The organism is Pseudomonas macauensis (assembly GCF_047902425.1).
Classification (GTDB): Bacteria; Pseudomonadota; Gammaproteobacteria; order Pseudomonadales; family Pseudomonadaceae; genus Pseudomonas.
In genome coordinates this window covers 5,927,445-5,944,499 of the sequence record NZ_CP138377.1, presented here as the reverse complement: position 1 = coordinate 5,944,499, position 17,055 = coordinate 5,927,445, and the positions used below count along the sequence as shown (strand labels likewise).

16 protein-coding genes are annotated in these 17,055 nt (G+C 67.4%); 9 read left to right on the top strand and 7 right to left on the bottom strand.

Annotation, left to right across the window (positions count from 1 at the left end):
* The first annotated feature begins 43 nt into the window (after window positions 1-43).
* On the top strand, window positions 44-2,887 hold the full coding sequence (locus SD196_RS27130; RefSeq protein WP_416310886.1) for an EAL domain-containing protein: 2,844 nt from the start codon (window positions 44-46) through the stop codon (window positions 2,885-2,887).
* Between the two features lie 24 nt (window positions 2,888-2,911).
* Here the strand turns inward: SD196_RS27130 and SD196_RS27125 are convergent, their stop codons facing one another.
* Window positions 2,912-3,217 carry a c-type cytochrome gene (locus SD196_RS27125; protein ID WP_275609360.1) on the bottom strand — a complete coding sequence of 102 codons (306 nt, stop codon included), beginning with the start codon at window positions 3,215-3,217 and terminating at the stop codon, window positions 2,912-2,914.
* 200 nt (window positions 3,218-3,417) lie between these two features.
* Here SD196_RS27125 and SD196_RS27120 point away from each other — a divergent pair, with 200 nt between their 5' ends.
* From SD196_RS27120 to SD196_RS27095, 6 genes are all read left to right on the top strand, one after another.
* The gene (locus SD196_RS27120) at window positions 3,418-4,215 is read left to right on the top strand and encodes a CbbQ/NirQ/NorQ/GpvN family protein (protein ID WP_331314990.1); all 798 of its coding nucleotides are present in this window, start codon (window positions 3,418-3,420) and stop codon (window positions 4,213-4,215) included.
* A complete protein-coding gene (locus SD196_RS27115) occupies window positions 4,199-4,792 on the top strand; it encodes a cytochrome c oxidase subunit 3 (RefSeq protein WP_416310885.1) in 594 nt (197 codons plus the stop codon). Before SD196_RS27120 ends, SD196_RS27115 begins: the two co-directional genes overlap by 17 nt.
* Complete coding sequence (locus tag SD196_RS27110; RefSeq protein ID WP_416310884.1) at window positions 4,789-5,037, top strand: cytochrome C oxidase subunit IV family protein; 249 nt, start codon at window positions 4,789-4,791, stop codon at window positions 5,035-5,037. The genes SD196_RS27115 and SD196_RS27110 overlap by 4 nt, the downstream gene beginning before the upstream one ends.
* 113 nt (window positions 5,038-5,150) lie before the next feature.
* Window positions 5,151-5,591 carry a c-type cytochrome gene (locus SD196_RS27105; protein ID WP_169935397.1) on the top strand — a complete coding sequence of 147 codons (441 nt, stop codon included), beginning with the start codon at window positions 5,151-5,153 and terminating at the stop codon, window positions 5,589-5,591.
* A gap of 2 nt (window positions 5,592-5,593) precedes the next feature.
* Window positions 5,594-7,018: a cbb3-type cytochrome c oxidase subunit I gene (locus SD196_RS27100; protein ID WP_416310883.1), complete on the top strand. Its 1,425-nt coding sequence runs from the start codon at window positions 5,594-5,596 to the stop codon at window positions 7,016-7,018.
* A gap of 260 nt (window positions 7,019-7,278) precedes the next feature.
* Window positions 7,279-9,126 carry a nitric oxide reductase activation protein NorD gene (locus tag SD196_RS27095; RefSeq protein ID WP_416310882.1) on the top strand — a complete coding sequence of 616 codons (1,848 nt, stop codon included), beginning with the start codon at window positions 7,279-7,281 and terminating at the stop codon, window positions 9,124-9,126.
* A gap of 101 nt (window positions 9,127-9,227) precedes the next feature.
* On the opposite strand, the gene SD196_RS27090 is transcribed toward SD196_RS27095, so the two are convergent.
* From SD196_RS27090 to nirK, 6 genes are all read right to left on the bottom strand, one after another.
* Window positions 9,228-9,410, bottom strand: a complete 183-nt coding sequence (locus SD196_RS27090) for a protein DnrP (RefSeq protein WP_331314976.1) — start codon at window positions 9,408-9,410, stop codon at window positions 9,228-9,230.
* A 3-nt stretch (window positions 9,411-9,413) separates the two neighbouring features.
* On the bottom strand, window positions 9,414-10,097 hold the full coding sequence (locus SD196_RS27085; RefSeq protein WP_343575713.1) for a Crp/Fnr family transcriptional regulator: 684 nt from the start codon (window positions 10,095-10,097) through the stop codon (window positions 9,414-9,416).
* A 108-nt stretch (window positions 10,098-10,205) separates the two neighbouring features.
* Entirely contained in the window at window positions 10,206-10,877 is a 672-nt protein-coding gene (ytfE, locus tag SD196_RS27080; RefSeq protein WP_416310881.1) for an iron-sulfur cluster repair protein YtfE, read from the bottom strand.
* 95 nt (window positions 10,878-10,972) lie between these two features.
* Window positions 10,973-11,698 carry a Crp/Fnr family transcriptional regulator gene (locus tag SD196_RS27075; protein ID WP_331314970.1) on the bottom strand — a complete coding sequence of 242 codons (726 nt, stop codon included), beginning with the start codon at window positions 11,696-11,698 and terminating at the stop codon, window positions 10,973-10,975.
* A gap of 65 nt (window positions 11,699-11,763) precedes the next feature.
* A complete protein-coding gene (locus SD196_RS27070) occupies window positions 11,764-12,576 on the bottom strand; it encodes an SUMF1/EgtB/PvdO family nonheme iron enzyme (RefSeq protein WP_416310880.1) in 813 nt (270 codons plus the stop codon).
* Between the two features lie 61 nt (window positions 12,577-12,637).
* Window positions 12,638-13,789, bottom strand: coding sequence for a copper-containing nitrite reductase (gene nirK / locus SD196_RS27065; protein WP_416310879.1), 1,152 nt, complete (start codon window positions 13,787-13,789; stop codon window positions 12,638-12,640).
* Between the two features lie 247 nt (window positions 13,790-14,036).
* Here nirK and SD196_RS27060 point away from each other — a divergent pair, with 247 nt between their 5' ends.
* Together SD196_RS27060 and SD196_RS27055 are read left to right on the top strand one after the other, a co-directional pair.
* On the top strand, window positions 14,037-16,214 hold the full coding sequence (locus SD196_RS27060; RefSeq protein WP_416310878.1) for an outer membrane assembly lipoprotein YfiO: 2,178 nt from the start codon (window positions 14,037-14,039) through the stop codon (window positions 16,212-16,214).
* A 4-nt stretch (window positions 16,215-16,218) separates the two neighbouring features.
* Window positions 16,219-16,935: a DUF3142 domain-containing protein gene (locus tag SD196_RS27055; RefSeq protein ID WP_416310877.1), complete on the top strand. Its 717-nt coding sequence runs from the start codon at window positions 16,219-16,221 to the stop codon at window positions 16,933-16,935.
* Window positions 16,936-17,055: the final 120 nt, after the last annotated feature.

The window sequence follows — 17,055 nt, the reverse complement described above, 5'->3', positions numbered from 1 at the left end:
GCTCCGCCGACTCTTAGGCCAGAACCTACAAGAAAAACTGCCTATGACTGCGTATGTAGAGCCTTCGGCGATCCCGGTGAGCCATGCCGAGATCCGCCAGCAGTATGCTCACGAGATTGCCGTCGAACGCACCCGCCTGCTGTATCAGGGGTCGCGGATTCCGACGCTGCTCATGCTGCTCAACGGTCTGGCCTGTGCCGGCCTGCTGTGGGAGCGGGTATCCACCCTGCTGCTCGGCGGCTGGCTGGTATCGCTGGTGCTGCTGGCGGTGTTGCGGCTGATCCAGGTTTCGGCGTTCAACGGCGCCTGCGCCGAGCGCCAGGCCAGCCCGCACTGGCAACGTGCCTTCCTGTTCGGCGCCGGGGCCTCCGGCCTGACCCTGGCCTTCGCCGCCATCGCCCTGGTTCCGGCGGACGCCTTTCTCCAGCAGGCCCTGGTGTTCGGCCTGATCGCCGCCGCCATCCTGTCGGCCAGCGTGGCCTACGCGGTCAGCCTGCCGGCCTTCCTGACCTTCGCCTTGCCCTGCCTGTTCCCCTCGATTGCCTATCTGCTGCTCAGCGAAAACCCGTTGCAGCAGGGCTGGGGCGTGCTCGGGGTGATCCTGCTGGCGGCGCTGCTGGTGGTGGCCTGGCAGATTCACCGGCTGGTTCATACCAGCCTGCTGCGGCGTTTCCAGGCCCAGGCGCTGGTGGCGCACCTGGAGCGCGCCAAGGGCCAGACCGAGGCGCTGAACCAGGACCTGGAGCGCGAAGTCGAACAGCGCCGCCGTGCCGAACGCGAGCTGTGCCGCGCCCGCGACGCCCTGCAGGCAAGGGTGGAGGCCGGCAGCGCGCAGCTCAGCCACACCGAGGCGCGCCTGGCCCTGGCGCTGGAAGCCAGCGAGCTGGGCCTGTGGGACTGGAACCTGCTGACCGACGAGGTGCACCACTCGCACCTGGAGGAAATCTTCGGGATCACCCAGGACGCGGTGAAGAGCGTGCGCAATGACCTGCGCCCGCGCCTGCACCCGGACGACCTGCCACTGCTGCGCCGGGCGCTGGTCGAACACCTCAAGGGCCGCACCGACGGCTACCGCATCGAATACCGCGTGCGCCATGCCGACGGCCACTGGGTCTGGGTCGAAGACCGCGGGCGGGCGATGGAGCGCGACGCCCTCGGGCAGGTCACGCGGATGGTCGGCACCCGTTGCGACATTTCCGCCCGCAAGCTGCGCGAGGAAGAGCAGCGCCTGGCCGCCACGGTGTTCGAGGCGGCCAGCGAAGGCATCATCATCCTCGACCCGAACTACCGCCTGCTGGCCCTCAACGAGGCCTTCACCCACCTCACCGGCTACCGCCGCGAGGAGCTGCTGGGGCGCAATGTCAGCCGGCTGATGGGCTCCGCGGAGACCCTGCGCCGCTACCAGGCGATCCGCACCGAACTGGAGTGCCAGGGCACCTGGCAGGGCGAGCTGATCGAGACGCGCAAGAACGGCGAGCTGTACCCGCAGTGGCTGCAGCTCAACGTGGTGCGCGATGGCCGTGGCCAGGTGACCCATGTGGTCGGCTTCTTCGCCGACCTGACCGCCCGCCGCGACGCCGAGGAGCGCCTGCGCTACCTGTCGCACTACGACGAACTCACCGGCCTGGCCAACCGCTCGCTGTTCAAGGAGCGCCTGCATGAGGCCAGCCAGCGCGCCCGCCAGGAAGGCCGCACGGCGGCGCTGCTGCTGATCGACCTGGACCGCTTCAAGCTGCTCAACGACAGCCTCGGCCATGAAGTCGCCGACCAGCTGTTGCGGCAGATGTCTCGGCGCATGACCCAGACGGTGCCAGAGGCCGACACCATCGCCCGGCTGTCCGGCAACGAATTCGCCGTGCTGATCGACTCCTACGCCAGCCTCGCGGCGCTGGCGCGTCTGTCCAGCCGGCTGCTGGCCAAGCTGCGCACGCCGATGACCGTCGGTGGCCACGAACTGGTGATCAGCGCCTCGGTGGGCATCAGCCTGCTGCCGGACAACGCCTGGGAAATCTCCGCGCTGATGAGCCAGGCGAACATGGCCATGCAGCACGCCAAGCACCTGGGAGGCAACACCTTCCAGTTCTTCACCGACAACCTGCAGGCCTGCACCCTGGAGCGCCTGCAACTGGAAACCCGGCTGCGCAAGGCCATCGACGAGGGCCAGCTGGACGTGCACTACCAGCCCAAGCTGAACCTCGCCAACGAACGCCTGGACAGCGCCGAGGCGCTGGTGCGCTGGCGCCATCCGGAGATGGGCATGGTGCCGCCGGGGGACTTCATCGGCCTCGCCGAGGAAACCGGGCTGATCGGCGCCATCGGCGAGTTCGTCCTGCGTCGCGCCTGCCAGCAGGCCCGCGCCTGGCAACTCCAGAGCCATGAGCTGCGGGTCTCGGTGAACCTCTCGGTGCACCAGCTGCGCACCGGAAACCTGGTCGAACTGGTGCGCACCGTGCTGGAGGAGACCGGCCTGCCGTCGCACCTGCTGGAGCTGGAACTGACCGAAAGCCAGCTGCTGGACAACGTCGAGAGCGTCACCACGACCTTCCGCCAGCTGCGCGAGATGGGCGTGAAACTGGCCATCGACGACTTCGGTACCGGCTATTCCTCGCTCAGCTACCTGAAGCGCTTCCCGGTGGACTACGTGAAGATCGACCAGACCTTCATCCGCGACCTGTCACAGCAGGGCGAGGATGCGGCCATCACACGGGCGATCATCGCCATGGCGCACAGCCTGGAGTTGAAGGTGGTGGCGGAGGGGGTCGAGCAGGCCGAGCAGCTGCGCTTCCTGCGTGCCCACCACTGCGACGAGATCCAGGGCTTCCTGATCAGCCCGCCGCTGGCGGCGGGGGATTGCCTGGAGTTGCTGAGGAGCGTCGGCCGGCACTGAGCGTGCCGGCCGCGCGGAGTGGCGTCACTTGAGGGTGACGATCCACTCGGCGAGAGTCTTGGCCTCATCCGGGCTGACGGCGTTGGCCGGCATCGGGATCGGGCCCCACACGCCCTTGCTGCCCGTCTCGATGCTGTTGCTGATGTGCGCGACACCGTCGGCGCCGTACTTCGCTGCAACTTCCTTGAAGGCCGGCCCGACCACCGTCTTGTTGACGGCATGACAGGCCACGCAGGCCTTGGCCTTGAACAGCTCCTCGCCGGTGCTGGCCATGGCGGTGGTCTGCACCAGCATGCCGCCGAACAGCAGGGCTACCAGGGCTTTGTTCATGAACGTCTCTCCTCACAGGCTGGGCGCCTCGAGGCGCCGATCGTTTTCGCCGGCTTCCCGCCCGGCGTCTGTGGCGATTCTAGGAGCGGCCCGTGCGGCTTCCGCTTGATGCCAATCAAGAACTTCGGGCGCCGTGCTTGAGGCGATACGCCACGCTGGATAGCGTGCTAAGCGAACTTTCCTACCGAGATTCCTCCGCCATGAATGCCCCTGCGCAGAACATTCCGCCGCTCTTCTATCAGCCATCCGGCAACGAGGTGGCGCTGTTCACCGAGGCCTCCGCGCAAGGCATGCCGGTGCTGATCAAGGGCCCGACCGGCTGCGGCAAGACCCGCTTCGTCCAGTACATGGCCCAGCGCCTGAACCTGCCGCTGTACACCGTGGCCTGCCACGACGACCTGTCGGCGGCGGACCTGGTCGGCCGTCACCTGATCGGCAGCGACGGCACCTGGTGGCAGGACGGCCCGCTGACCCGTGCGGTGCGCGAAGGCGGCATCTGCTACCTGGACGAAGTGGTGGAGGCGCGGCAGGACACCGTGGTGGTGCTGCACCCGCTGGCGGACGACCGCCGCGAGCTGTTCATCGAGCGCACCGGCGAATCCCTGGTGGCGCCGCCGGGCTTCATGCTGGTGGTGTCCTACAACCCTGGCTACCAGAACCTGCTCAAGGGCATGAAACCCAGCACCCGCCAGCGCTTCGTCGCCCTGCGCTTCGACTACCCGACGCCGGAGCTGGAAGCCGCGATCATCGCCCGCGAGGCCGGCGTTTCTCCCGAGCTGGCGCAACGCCTGACGCAGCTGGGCGTGGCCCTGCGCCGGCTGGGGCGGCAGGAGCTGGAGGAAGTCTGCTCGACACGCCTGCTGGTGCTCACCGCGCGCCTGCTCAATGCCGGCGTGGCGCCGCGCGATGCCTGCCGCGCCGGGCTGGCCGAGCCGCTGTCGGACGACGAAGCCACGGTCGCGGCGCTGATGGACCTGGTCGATGTCCACTTCGCCTGAGCTGTCAGTCAGCCCCCGGCACCTGCCGGGCGACCTGGCGATGTGGTTCTTCATCCTCGCCGAGCTGACGGTCTTCGCCATCCTGATCATCGTCTTCGCCGTGGCCCAGTACCTGGACGTCGAAGGCTTTCGCGCAGGCCGTGCGCAACTGGACCTGTCCACCGCCCTGGCGCTGACCCTGACCCTGCTCACCGCCGGCTTCTGCGCGGCGCTGGCGGTGGAGCAGGTGCGCCACGGCCACCAGCGCCGCGCGGCGCTCCTGCTCGGCGTCGCGGTGCTGCTGGGGCTGGCCCATGTGCTGCTCAAGTCCGCCGAATACCATCACCTCGCGTCGCGCGGGCTGGACCTGGAATACAGCACCTTCTTCACCCTGTTCTGGTTGATCACCGGCTTCCACTTCCTGCACGTCTGGCTCGGGCTGGTCATCCTCGCCTGGATGACGCTGCGCTGCCTGCAGGGCGCGTACCGCCGCGAAGCCCTGGGCGGGTTGGAGTCCGGCGCGCTGTACTGGCACATGGTCGACCTGGTCTGGGTGGTGCTGTTTCCGCTGGTCTACGTGCTGGCGCCCGGCGCATGAAGACGCTGCTGGCCGCCTGGCTGCTGACGTTGCCGATGTCGGTGGCTGGTGTCTGGCTGGGCCATCACGCGCCCGATGCGCTGCTGCCGGTGGCGCTGATCCTGCTGCTCGGCCTGGGCAAGGCCTGGCTCATCGCGCTGCGTTTCATGGAGCTGGGCCATGGCCCCCGGCTGTGGCGTTCGCTGCTGCTCGGCTGGCCGCTGGTGGTTACCGGCGTGATCCTGGCGCTGCACGCAACTCACTGATTTACCTTCGAAAAAATACCTGACTGGAAGCATTGGTCTTTCTTGATTGCCATCAAGCGAGACGCCTGGGGCCGGTTCCTACAATGGCACCGACCGTGACCTAGGAGGGCCCCATGTCAGAGACATTCACAAAAGGTATGGCGAGGAACATCTACCTGGGAGGAGGCGTTTTCTTCTTCCTGGTATTCCTCGCCCTGACCTATCACACCGAAACCACCTTCCCCAAGCGCACCAACCAGAGTGAGCTCACCGAGTCGGTGGTGCGCGGCAAGCTGGTGTGGGAGCAGAACAACTGCGTGGGTTGCCACTCGATCCTCGGTGAAGGCGCCTACTTCGCGCCGGAGCTGGGCAACGTCGCCATCCGCCGCGGCGGCGACGCCGCCTTCGGCAGCTTCCTCGCCGCCTGGATGAAGATGCAGCCGCTGGGCGTCCCCGGCCGCCGGCAGATGCCGCAATTCCACCTGAGCGATCAGGAGGTCACGGATCTCGCGGCGTTCCTGCTCTGGACGTCGAAGATCGATACCAACAAATGGCCGCCGAACAAGGAGGGTTGAGCATGAACCCGGGCAATCCCTATCTGAAATTCGCCTCGCAGTCGGTGGCCAAGCCGTACTTCGTGTTCGCCCTGATGCTCTTCGTCGGGCAGATCGTCTTCGGGCTGATCATGGGCATGCAGTACGTGGTCGGTGACTTCCTGTTCCCGGCGATCCCGTTCAACGTCGCACGGATGGTGCATACCAACCTGCTGATCGTCTGGCTGCTGTTCGCCTTCATGGGCGCGGCCTACTACCTGATCCCCGAGGAGGCCGACCGCGAGCTGTACAGCCCGAAACTGGCCATCGTGCTGTTCTGGGTGTTCGCCATCGCCGGCGTACTGACCATCCTGGGCTACCTGCTGGTGCCCTATGCGGGCCTGGCCAGGCTGACCCACAACGAGTTGCTGCCGACCATGGGCCGGGAGTTCCTCGAACAGCCGACGATCACCAAGATGGGCATCGTGGTGGTGGCGCTGGGCTTCCTGTTCAACATCGGCATGACCATGCTCAAGGGCCGCAAGACCGCCGTCAGCGTGGTGATGATGACCGGCCTGGTTGGCCTGGCGGTGTTCTTCCTGTTCTCCTTCTACAACCCGGAAAACCTCTCGCGCGACAAGTACTACTGGTGGTGGGTCGTGCACCTGTGGGTGGAGGGCGTGTGGGAGCTGATCATGGGCTCGATGCTGGCCTTCGTGCTGATCAAGATCACCGGCGTGGACCGCGAAGTCGTGGAGAAATGGCTGTACGTGATCATCGCCATGGCCCTTATCACCGGCATCATCGGCACCGGCCACCACTTCTTCTGGATCGGCGCGCCGGGCGTGTGGCTGTGGCTGGGCTCGATCTTCTCCGCGCTGGAACCGCTGCCGTTCTTCGCCATGGTGCTGTTCGCCTTCAACATGGTGAACCGTCGTCGCCGCGAGCACCCGAACAAGGCCGCCGCGCTGTGGGCCCTGGGCACCACCGTGACCGCCTTCCTCGGCGCCGGCGTGTGGGGCTTCCTGCACACCCTGGCCCCGGTGAACTACTACACCCACGGCTCGCAACTCACCGCCGCCCACGGTCACCTGGCCTTCTACGGCGCCTACGCGATGATCGTGATGACCATGATCAGCTATGCCATGCCGCGCCTGCGGGGCATCGGCGAAGCGCCCGACGCCCGGGCGCAGAGCCTGGAGATCTGGGGCTTCTGGCTGATGACCATCTCCATGCTGCTGATCACCCTGATGCTCACCGCCGCTGGCATCGTCCAGGTCTGGCTGCAACGCATGCCCGCCGATGGCGCCGCGATGCCGTTCATGGCCACGGTCGACCAGCTGAAGATCTTCTTCTGGCTGCGCCTGTACTCCGGTGTCGGCTTCTTCATCGGGCTGATCTGCTACCTGCTCAGCTTCCGCCAGCGCGGTCGTGTGGCCGTCGCCTCCGGCGTAGCGCAGGTGAGCTGATCGATATCGTCCATCCGGGCCCGTCTGCTTTGCGGCGGGCCCTTTTGACGTTTACGGAGCCTGCCGGGCTGCGATCTGGCCGGTAGCGCTTTTAGCTCCATCTCCCTTCAGGGAGAGGGCGGGGGGAGAGGGCCGCACCCAGTGCCGGAGTGGCCGGTAGCACCCTCTCCCTAACCCTCTCCCTGAAGGGAGAGGGGACTGGATCGGTGTTCTGTTAGGACACCGTGCCCTGTTCCTTCTCTCTGCCTTCCGGAGGCGCCATGACCATCCACCTCGAAATCGAAGAAGGCTTCGGCCGCGTCTGGCACCGCTTCATCACACGCCGTGCCAGCCCGGAGTTCGAGGAAGCGGCGGTGACCCTGGACGAGATGCGGCGCCGCCTGTTGCTGCTGTTCCGTGGCACCGGCGGTGAAGCCGGCGTCGGTGTGGAAGCGGCCAGCGCCCGCGAGCTGCTGGTGCGCCGCAGCCTGCTGCAACAAGTGGCCGGTACCTGCCAGCAATTGCCGGTGGCCTGGTTCGACGCCGACTCCTTGCGCTTGCCCGCGCAGCTGGCGGTGTTCCCGGATGCCGACCTGAACCGCGAGCTGTACCGTTGGCTGGCGCTGCTCGCCGCCCACAGCCAGCCGATGCGCCATTGGGCGCAGGACAATCAGGCATGGACCCTGTCCGTGCTCGAGCGCTACCCGCTGTTACGTCCGCGCTATCAGTGGTTGGTGGAGGCGCTGCTCTGCCTGCGCCCTGATCCCGCCGCGCTGCCGCCCGCCGAGGCGGCGCTGGAGCGCGCGCTGCAACAGGCGTTGTGCGAACCGGGCAGCGTCGCGCGCCTGCCACGCAGCGAGAAGGCGCCCTGGCCGCTGCCGCTGTGGCTCTACCCGCCGCAACGCCTGGCCACGCCGCAGCACACCGACCTGATCGACGGCGACGAGCACGGCCGCTCCGCCCACAGCGAGGCCAAGGGCGTGGCGCGCAAGCGCGGCGAGCGCACTGAACAGGATCCCGGTCGTGGCGGCCTGCTGCTGTTCCGCCTGGAAAACCTGTTCAGCTGGTCCGAGCACGTCGAACTGGACCGTGCCGGCGACGACAGCGAGGACCTCGATGCCGCGCGCGTGGCGGACGACCTCGATCACCTGAGCCTGTCCCGCCAGCGGCAGAAGAAGGGCGGTGGGCTGAAGCTGGACCTCGACCTGCCGGCCGCCGACTTCGACGACGTGCCGTTGGGCGAGGGCATCCGTTTGCCGGAATGGGATTACCGCCGACAGCAACTGATCGACGACCACGTCTGCCTGCAGCCGATGCTGCCGCGCGATGCTGTGCCGGCGTCGCTTCCCGACGCCCTGGCGCCCACCGCACGGCGCCTGCGTCGGCAGTTCGAAAGCCTGCGCCAGCAACCGCAGTGGCTGCGCCGGCAACCCCAGGGCGCGGAACTGGACCTGGAAGCCTGGCTGGATTTCAGCGTCGAACGGCGCCTAGGTGCGTGCAGCGAGCCCGGCCTGTTCCTCGAACGCCGGCAGGCCCGCCGCGACCTGGCCTGCCTGCTGCTGGCGGACCTGTCGATGTCCACCGACGCGCACATCGATAACGAGCACCGGGTGATCGACCTGATCAGCGACAGTCTGCTGCTGTTCGGCGAGGCGCTGCAGGCGGTGGGCGATCGTTTCGCGCTCTACGGCTTCTCCTCGCTGCGCCGCCAGCAGGTGCGCCTGACCCAGCTGAAAACCTTCGACGAGCGCCACAACGACACCGTGCGCGGGCGTATTCGCGCACTGCGCCCCGGCTATTACACGCGCATGGGCGCGGCGATCCGCCGGGCCACGCAGCTCCTGCTGGAGCGCAAGGAGCGCCAGCGCGTGCTGCTGATCCTCACCGACGGCAAGCCCAATGACCTCGACCTCTACGAGGGCCGTTACGGTGTCGAGGACACCCGCGAGGCGGTGCTGGAAGCCCGTCGCGCCGGACTGCTGCCGTTCTGCATCACCATCGATCGCGAGGCGGCGGACTACCTGCCGCACCTGTTCGGCAGCCAGGGTTACCTGCTGATCAACGACCCGGCGCAACTGCCGGTGCGCTTGCCGCAGCTGTATCGGCAGCTCACCCGTCGCCAAGGCTGACAGATCTGTCTGTAGGAGCGAGCTTGCTCGCGAACCAAATCCCGCGGCGGGGCCTGTTCGCGAGCAAGCTCGCTCCTACAAGGGGCAGTCCGGTTTGGGGCTCAGCGCGGCAGCCAGAGCATCATGACGAGGCAGAACAGCGCAAGGAACGCGCAGTACCACGCGAATCTCCGCTGGCGGCGCTGGCGCGCTGCGGTTTGGTCCACCGGCAACGGCATCCCGCACTGCGGGCAATCCGCGTGGCCCTCGGGGCTCTCGTGCTGGCAGTACAGGCACTGGCGCATGGCTTACTCGAACTGTTCCAGGCGCCCGACGTCGAGTACCTGCACGGTGCGGCCGTTGAGGTCGATGATGTTCTCGTCGATCAGCCGCCGCAGCACGCGGGAGAAGGTTTCCGGCTGGATCGACAGGTGCCCGGCCACCAGTTGCTTGGCCATCGGCAGTTCGAAGCGGTGGTCCTCGCTGCCCTGGCGGTTCAGCTGGGTCAGCAGGTAGCGCACCACGCGGTGGGTGGAGTTCTTCAGCGACAGCGTCTCGATCTCGTTGATCCGCCGGTGCAGGCGCACGCAGAGGGTGGCGAGCAGGGAGAAGGGCAGCTGCGGGTTGCTGTGCAGCAGCTCCATGTAGGTGCGGTTGGCGAAGCGGTAGACCTGGGTGGGCTCCAGCGCCTGGGCCGAGGCCACGTAGTTGGATGTGTCCATCAGCATCATGGCCTCGGCGAAGGTCTGCCGGCTGCCGACGACTTCCAGCACCTTCTCCTGGCCCTCCGGGGTCAGGCGGAAGATTTTCACAGCGCCGGAAATCACGAAATAGAAGGCGTGGGCCGGTTCGCCCTGGAGGAACAGCTTGTCGCCTTTCTCCAGGTTGAGCAGCGTGCTGGTGGCGAGCAGCTGCTCCATCTGTTCCTCGTTGAGCACGTTGAACAGATGGTGGCCGCACAGAATCTGGTGGTGGACGCGATGCGCGAGCATGGCGGAGCGCTCCTGGGCGGGGACAATCCCGCCAGTATGCGCGATGCCACCTGGCAGCGTGGTGAGACAAGCTGTCACTGGTCGTCCTCCTGGCTCGAGGTCCGGTGTTCAGGCCGGATGATTGGCGCCCAGGAACAACAGGTTGTTCTCCAGGTGGATGTGCTGCATCAGGTCGCGGCGCAGCTCTTCCAGGCCACTGTAGAGCCGACGCCAGCTGTTGCAGCCGTCCGCCGGCACGGTGAGGTCCCCTGTCAGGTCGGCCAGTACGGCGAGGGACTGCGAGTGTTCGTCGTGCTCATGGCGCATCACGCCGATCGGCCCCTGCACGTGGGTCAGCGGAATGCCCTGGCGCAGCCAGGGGAACAGCACGCTTTCTTCCTTGCACATGTGCCATTCCAGTTCTTCCTGCATCTTCTTCAGGTGCGCGGTCAGGCCGGCCGGGCACTGCGGATGCGCGGCATGGGTTTTCTCGACGCGTTCGGCCAGCGGGATCAGCGCCGGCAACTGCTCACGGTGGACCTTGTGGTAGCGCTCCAGGATGTGGTCGATCAACTGGTCATTGCTGCTGTATCGCCAGTCGATCTGATCGTTCGCGGGCGGCAGCGCCTGCAGCTCAGCGGCGATGCGCTGGGCGTCGAGGCCCTGCTCGCTGGCCGCTTCGCCCAGGCTGCGCTGGCCGGCGCAGCAGAAGTCGAGCTTGTAGTCGTGGAACAGCGCGGTGCTGCCCGGCACGCTGAAGGCCAGGTCGCTCAGGGTGCGTTCGGTAAGGTTGTCGGTCATGGCGGGCCTCGGTTCAGTGGGGCACGGCGGCCGCAGTCGTCGTGATGGTGGTTGCCAGTCTAGGGACGGCCGCGCGCGGAGCTCCTTGATTGCAGTCAAGCGCCTTCGCGCGCGGGTTCCCGCTCGTCGCCGGCGATCCGCATCAGCTGCTGCGGGGCGCATACCAGCAGCTTCTGCCGTCCGCCGCGAACCAGGCCGCGGTCCTCCCAGGCGCTGAGGATGCGCGAGACGGTGTGCAGGGTGGTGCCGGTCATCTCGGCAATATCCTGGCGGGTGACCGGGAAATCGATGCGGATGCCGTCCGCTTCCGGAAAACCGGAGTGCTGGATCAGCCGCAGCACGGCGTGGGCGACGCGCCGTTCGACTTCCTCGGTGGCCAGTTCGCAGAAGCGCACGTGGGCCTCCTGCAGGCGCTCGCCGATGGCCTGCACGGTGTTCAGGGCGAAACCGGGGTGGCGCGCCAGCAGGGGTTCCCATTGGCTGGTCGGCCAGGCCAGCGCCAGGCTGTCCAGGGTTGCGCAGGCGGTGGCGGGGTAGTCCGGCCGGCCAAGGGCGCGGGCGAAACCGAACAGATCGCCCGGATTGACCATGCGCACCAGCACGCGCTGGCCGTCGCCGGTGAGCTGGGTCGCCTTCAAGCGGCCATGGACCAGCAGGTAGAAGGCTTGCGCCGGCGCGCCCTGCTCGAACACGGTGGCGCCGCTGCGCAGACGCAGCACGCTGGCTTCGCGCAGGATGTCGTCCTGTTCTTCGCGGCTGCTGTTGGCGAAGGGCGGCAGGTTGGCCAGCCAGGCGCGGTTGACGGAGAGATGGGTGGTCACGGCTACGATTCCCTGGGTCCCGCCGCAGCATACTTGCGATGGCGGGTCGCGGGACTTGAGGGGAATCAAGGGATGTCCCTGACCAGGCGGAAGCCCAGGTTGTCCGGCGGCTGCCCGGCGCTGCAGCCGCCGCCGCGGGCGTCGCGGACGAAATCATTGATGGCGGCGCGGTGGCGGCCCTCGGCGATGCGGATCGAGCAGTACTGCGCACGATCAGTCTGGCGGCCCTGGGCGTCGAGGTTCACCCGTTGGTGGCAGCTTTGCGTCCATTCCCAGACGTTGCCGCCCAGGTCCGCCACGCCGAACTCGTTCAGGCCGTGGCTGCCGCGGGTCTGCGGCGATGCCGAGGCGCTGGTGCGAGTTTCTGCCTCGAAACGGTAGCGGGCCAGCCAGCGCCGGGCCGGGTTGCTGCCGTCGTCGTCCTCGATGCGCAGGGCGTCATCGGCCCAGCGCGAGCCGGCGAAGAAGGCCCACTCCTGGTCGGTGGGCAGGCGCCAGCGTTGCCCGGTGCGCCGGGACAGCCAGTCGGCATAGAGCTGCGCGTCCAGCAGGCTGGCGCCGGTGAGCGGCAGGTCCGGGCTCGGTGAGCGGGTGTCGAGTGCCAGGCAGTCGCCGTCGGCTACGCAGCGAGCGTACTCACCCTGGCTGACCTGGAATTTCATGACTTCGAAGCGGGGGGCGAGATGTTCACGCCGCGACGGCGCGTCCACCGCCCGTTTTTCCCGCCAGTAGTCGCCGGCGGGGCGGAAGCTGAACTCACGCGGCGCCAGCGCCACGGTTTCCGGCGCCAGCGTCGGGTCGTACTGCGGCCGTGGCAGCAGGGCGGCAGCGCCGACCAGGAGCGCGACGGGCACACCGATCAGGGTTGTCTTGCGCATGGGCTGCGATGTCCGCGAAGAGACCGGGAAATGGCCGGCTCCGGGGAGCCGGCCGTGGGCCTTACTTGATCGGCGTCGGCGGCTCGATCTGGGTCATCAGGTCGGAGTTCCACTTGCCTTCGACCTGGATGTGGGCGGCGGCGCCCAGCAGGACGGCCTCGATCAGGTTGTGGTTGAGGTAGGTGTACAGCCCCGGCTGCAGGAAGGTGTAGAGTGATGCGCCGGCCGCGCCGCCGGGGATCAGCCAGGTTTCCAGGTCCTGCTCCGGCGGGTTGTTGAACTTGCCGGTGGCCCAGACATGGTCGCCGTGGCCGCCAATGAGGTGCGGACGGGTATCGCGGTTGGCCTGGGAATGGACCAGCAGCACGGTCTCGCCGACGTTGGCGGTCAGCGCGTTCTTGCCGGTCAGGGCGCCAACCTTGCCGTTGAACACGATGTGGCTGGGGACCAGCCCCTTCATGACTTCCTGCATGTCGTTGTAGCCGTCCATGGGCTTGGCGTAGCGCTTGAAGTTGCCGTCCTTGTCCCGCGGGACGTAGAAGTCCTGCTCGCCGATGTAGAACACCTTGTCGTACTTCAGCGGCCGGCCGTCGCGGTCCTTCAGACCATCGCGCGGCAGCACCATGAGCGCGCCGTTCATGCCCGAGACCACGTGCCAGGGGATCATCGCCCCGCCCGGCGCGCAGTGGTAGACGAACACGCCGGGGCGGGTGGCCTTGAAGCGCAGTTTCACCTCTTCGCCGGGCTGAATGATGGTCAGCGCGCCGCCGCCCAGGGCGCCGGTGGAGGCGTGGAAGTCGATGTTGTGGGTCAGGGTGTTGCTGGCCGGGTTGACCAGGGTGAGTTCGACGTAGTCGTCCTGGTGCACCACCATCAGTGGTCCGGGCACCGAGCCGTTGAAGGTCATGGCGTGGATTTCGGTGCCATCGTCGTCGATGACCAGCTTCTTCTCCTCGATCACCATGCGGAACTGGACCACGCGTTGCTTGCCCGTGGTGCGTTGTTCGTGGGCGTGGACGAAGGGCGGGGCGACCAGTTCGACCTGGACGTGTTCCAGCTTGGACAGGTCAGGCGCCGGCCCCATGTTCTTCGGCGCGGGCTCGCCCTTGGCGAAGGCGCGCGTGCTGCCGAGCATCGAGCCGGTGACGCCGAGCACCACCGCGCCGGCCAGCAGGCTGCGCCGGGAAAGGGACATCTCTTCCTGATCATGCATGAGTACTTCTCCGTAATGGACGAACTGTCGTCGAGCACAGAGATACCCCTTGGGCCGGAATCTTCTTTGCGCCGGAGCAAACAAGTCCACAGCTGGACAACGTGTCGCAGGCTCTGACAGGCGGTTGCTGGCCGTTACAGTCCGGCGACGATAGAAACGGGCAAGTGTGGGGACGGCGAGGTAAGATTCTTCCCCTGAACCAACCTCCCGCGCCCGGCGTGCGGGCCTCAACGGACAAGGACCCTCCATGCGTCTGCACGGACTCACCCTACTGGCCCTGACGATTGGCTGCCTCGGCGTGCAGGAAGCGCGCGCGAGCAGCGACGACTCCTGCTACCCGAGCTGGAACCTCAAGCGCGACACGCTGGACGTGTGCAACAGCCTGCCGTTCCTGAGCCCCGGCAACGACAGCCGGATCAACCTGCAGCTGCTGCTGGCCGACGCAGGCCAGGCGAATCTTCCGGACCGGCCGCTGTCGGACGATGAGCAGCAGCTGGGTTACGGCAAGGTGCCGTTCCCGATGGCGCGCCTGCTCGACGATGGGCAGTCCACCGATGCCGACGGCCCGGCGAGCGGCACCCAGGCGAGCGCGCCGCTGGCCGACCTGGTGGCGCGCATCGGCCTGCCGGCGGACAGCCTGGCGCAATCCGCCGACAGCTTCGCCAGCGGCGAAGGCAGCCGCTGCCGCAGCAACAACGCCGCTACCGCCCAGGACTTCCTCAGCCAACTGCTACTGGTGGAAGGGCTGTCGGCCGAAGAGCGGCAGAGCCTGGCGCGCGGCCGCCTGACCCTGCTCGGCGCCTGCCAGTGGGATGACACCCAGCTCACCGTCATCCTCCCCGGCGACCTGCAATCCGCGCCGGGCAAGGCGTTCGCCAGCTACCTCAAGGGCGCGGCGGAGTTCTACAGCGGCCGCTTCGGCGAGGCGCTCAAGGCCTTCCGCGCCCTGCAGGACAGCGACCTGCCCTGGCTGCAGGAAACCGCCCGCTACATGATCGCCCGCAGCCAGCTCAACGAGGCCCAGCAGAACGCCTTCGACGACATGGGCTACCCCGACCTGCGCAAGGTCGACAAGAACGTCCTGAAGGGCGCCGAGGCGAGCCTGGGCGACTACCTCAAGCGTTATCCACAGGGCCAGTACGCCGGCTCGGCCAAGGGTCTGCTGCGCCGCGTCTATTGGCTGATGAGCGACGAGGGCCGCCTGGCCGGGGAATACGCCGAGCTGTTTGCCCGCCACGACGCCGACCTGGGCCCGCTGATCCAGGAAGTCGACAACAAGCTGCTGGTCACCGCCCACCCGGTGGATGTCCGCGACCCGCGCCTGCTGGCCGTGCTCGACCTGATGCAGATGCGCCATCACGAGCCGAACGAGCCGCGTGCCCTGGACAGTGCAGGTCTGGCGGGGCAGAAGGAACTGTTCGCCAAGCAGCCTGGCCTGCATGACTACCTGACCGCGGCCTACCAGCTGTATGTGGAAGAAAAGCCGGCCGAGGCGTTGAAGAGCCTGCCCGAGGAGATTCCCGAGAAGCTCGACTACCTCGCCTTCAGCCAGCAGGCGCTGCGTGGTTTCGCCCTGGAGGCCGGCAACGACTGGCTGAGCGCCGAGAAGCTCTGGCTGCGCCTGCTGCCGATGGCCAGGCAACCGCTGCAGCGCGACCAGCTGGAACTGGCCCTGGCCTTCAACTACGAGCGCAGCGACCGCCTGGTGAAGGTCTTCGCCGAGGGCTCGCCGGTGCAGACGCCGATCATCCGCGAGATTCTCCTGCGCCACGTCGCCGGCCCCGATCTGCTGCGCCAGCAGGCGCGCTCGACCTCGGCCTCGGTCGAGGAGCGCGACACCGCGTTGTTCGCCCTGCTCTACAAGGATCTGCTGCACGGCCAGTACCAGGCCTTTATCGACGACCTCGCGCTGCTGCCCGCCGAGCCGACCAACAAGCCGCTGGGCGCCAGCATCGGTTACCTCTACGGCAGCATGCCGCTGACGCTGTTCCAGTGGCCGGGCGGCAAGAACGACAGCGGCTACGAGTGCCCGGCCATCGTCGACGTGGCCCGCGACCTGCAGCAGAGCCCGCAGCCGCCGAAGGCGCTGAACTGCCTGGGTGAGTTCATCCTGCGCAACAACCTCGACGGCTTCCCGCTGGACAACCCGCCGGGCGAGCGTGAGCTGGGCGGCAGCCAGTCGCTGTTCCCCGGCACCGCCTATTCGCGCATGGACGGCTACCTGAAGGTCATCGCCGACAAGCAGGCACCGGAAGATGACCGTGCCTATGCGCTGTTCCGCGCGATCAACTGCTACGCGCCCAGCGGCTTCAGCGGCTGCGGCAGCCAGGACATCGCCCCGTCCCAGCGCAAGCAGTGGTTCCGCGCGCTGAAGAGCCAGTACGCCGCCACGCCCTGGGCGAAGGCGCTGAAGTACTACTGGTAAGCCGATGCTGCGAGCCGTCGCGGTTGCCCTGGCGCTGCTGTTGCTGGGCAGCGCCGGCGCTGCCGCGGGCGAGGTAGACGCGGCCGACCACGACGCCTTCTGGCTGTGGAGCGGCGTCGCTGCGCAGCCGGTGCTGGCCCGGGCGCGTACCCTCTACGTGCTGCAGGGACAAGTCAGCGCGCCGCGCTACAAGGACGGCAACGCGCGCCTGATCGCCCAGGGTATCGCCATTCCGCGCCTGACCCGGGGCGAGGTCTGGGTGGTCTACCGCGCCCACACCCTGCGCTGGCACGAGGACATCTACCGCACCCTGCTGGCCCAGCTGCGCCGCTGGCGCGCGGCCGGCAATCCGGTGGTGGGCGTGCAGATCGACTTCGACGCGCGCACCCGCTACCTGGGGGAGTACGTCGATTTCCTCCAGGACCTGCGCAAGCGCCTGCCACCCGACTGTCGGCTGAGCATCACCGGGTTGATGGACTGGGGCAGCAACGGCGCGCCGGAGACCATCAATCGCCTGGCCGGCGTGGTGGACGAGGTGGTGGTGCAGACCTACCAGGGGCGGCACACCATTCCCAACTACGCGGCGTACCTGCCGCGCGTGGCCCGGTTGCAGCTGCCGTTCCGCATCGGGCTGGCGCAGTACGGGGAATGGGAGGCGCCGGGTTATCTGGCGCAAAGCCCGTGGTTCAGGGGGTATGTGGTGTTTCTGCAGAATCCGTGAGGTAACGGCGTAGGGCGTATAACGTTCGACGTTATACGCCGTTTGCCCCTGGTCTCCGACCGCGCGAACTCCAATCTGAAAACCTGTGACAGGGCGCTTCGAGCTCGACCGATGCGTCTG

Excerpts from the sequence above, each read along its gene's own strand:
- SD196_RS27130 (WP_416310886.1), top strand. The coding sequence starts at position 44 with ATGACTGCGTATGTAGAGCCTTCGGCGATCCCGGTGAGCCATGCCGAG.
- SD196_RS27125 (WP_275609360.1), bottom strand. The coding sequence starts at position 3,217 with ATGAACAAAGCCCTGGTAGCCCTGCTGTTCGGCGGCATGCTGGTGCAG.
- SD196_RS27120 (WP_331314990.1), top strand. The coding sequence starts at position 3,418 with ATGAATGCCCCTGCGCAGAACATTCCGCCGCTCTTCTATCAGCCATCC.
- SD196_RS27115 (WP_416310885.1), top strand. The coding sequence starts at position 4,199 with ATGTCCACTTCGCCTGAGCTGTCAGTCAGCCCCCGGCACCTGCCGGGC.
- SD196_RS27110 (WP_416310884.1), top strand. The coding sequence starts at position 4,789 with ATGAAGACGCTGCTGGCCGCCTGGCTGCTGACGTTGCCGATGTCGGTG.
- SD196_RS27105 (WP_169935397.1), top strand. The coding sequence starts at position 5,151 with ATGTCAGAGACATTCACAAAAGGTATGGCGAGGAACATCTACCTGGGA.
- SD196_RS27100 (WP_416310883.1), top strand. The coding sequence starts at position 5,594 with ATGAACCCGGGCAATCCCTATCTGAAATTCGCCTCGCAGTCGGTGGCC.
- SD196_RS27095 (WP_416310882.1), top strand. The coding sequence starts at position 7,279 with ATGACCATCCACCTCGAAATCGAAGAAGGCTTCGGCCGCGTCTGGCAC.
- SD196_RS27090 (WP_331314976.1), bottom strand. The coding sequence starts at position 9,410 with ATGCGCCAGTGCCTGTACTGCCAGCACGAGAGCCCCGAGGGCCACGCG.
- SD196_RS27085 (WP_343575713.1), bottom strand. The coding sequence starts at position 10,097 with ATGCTCGCGCATCGCGTCCACCACCAGATTCTGTGCGGCCACCATCTG.
- ytfE (WP_416310881.1), bottom strand. The coding sequence starts at position 10,877 with ATGACCGACAACCTTACCGAACGCACCCTGAGCGACCTGGCCTTCAGC.
- SD196_RS27070 (WP_416310880.1), bottom strand. The coding sequence starts at position 12,576 with ATGCGCAAGACAACCCTGATCGGTGTGCCCGTCGCGCTCCTGGTCGGC.
- nirK (WP_416310879.1), bottom strand. The coding sequence starts at position 13,789 with ATGCATGATCAGGAAGAGATGTCCCTTTCCCGGCGCAGCCTGCTGGCC.
- SD196_RS27060 (WP_416310878.1), top strand. The coding sequence starts at position 14,037 with ATGCGTCTGCACGGACTCACCCTACTGGCCCTGACGATTGGCTGCCTC.
- SD196_RS27055 (WP_416310877.1), top strand. The coding sequence starts at position 16,219 with ATGCTGCGAGCCGTCGCGGTTGCCCTGGCGCTGCTGTTGCTGGGCAGC.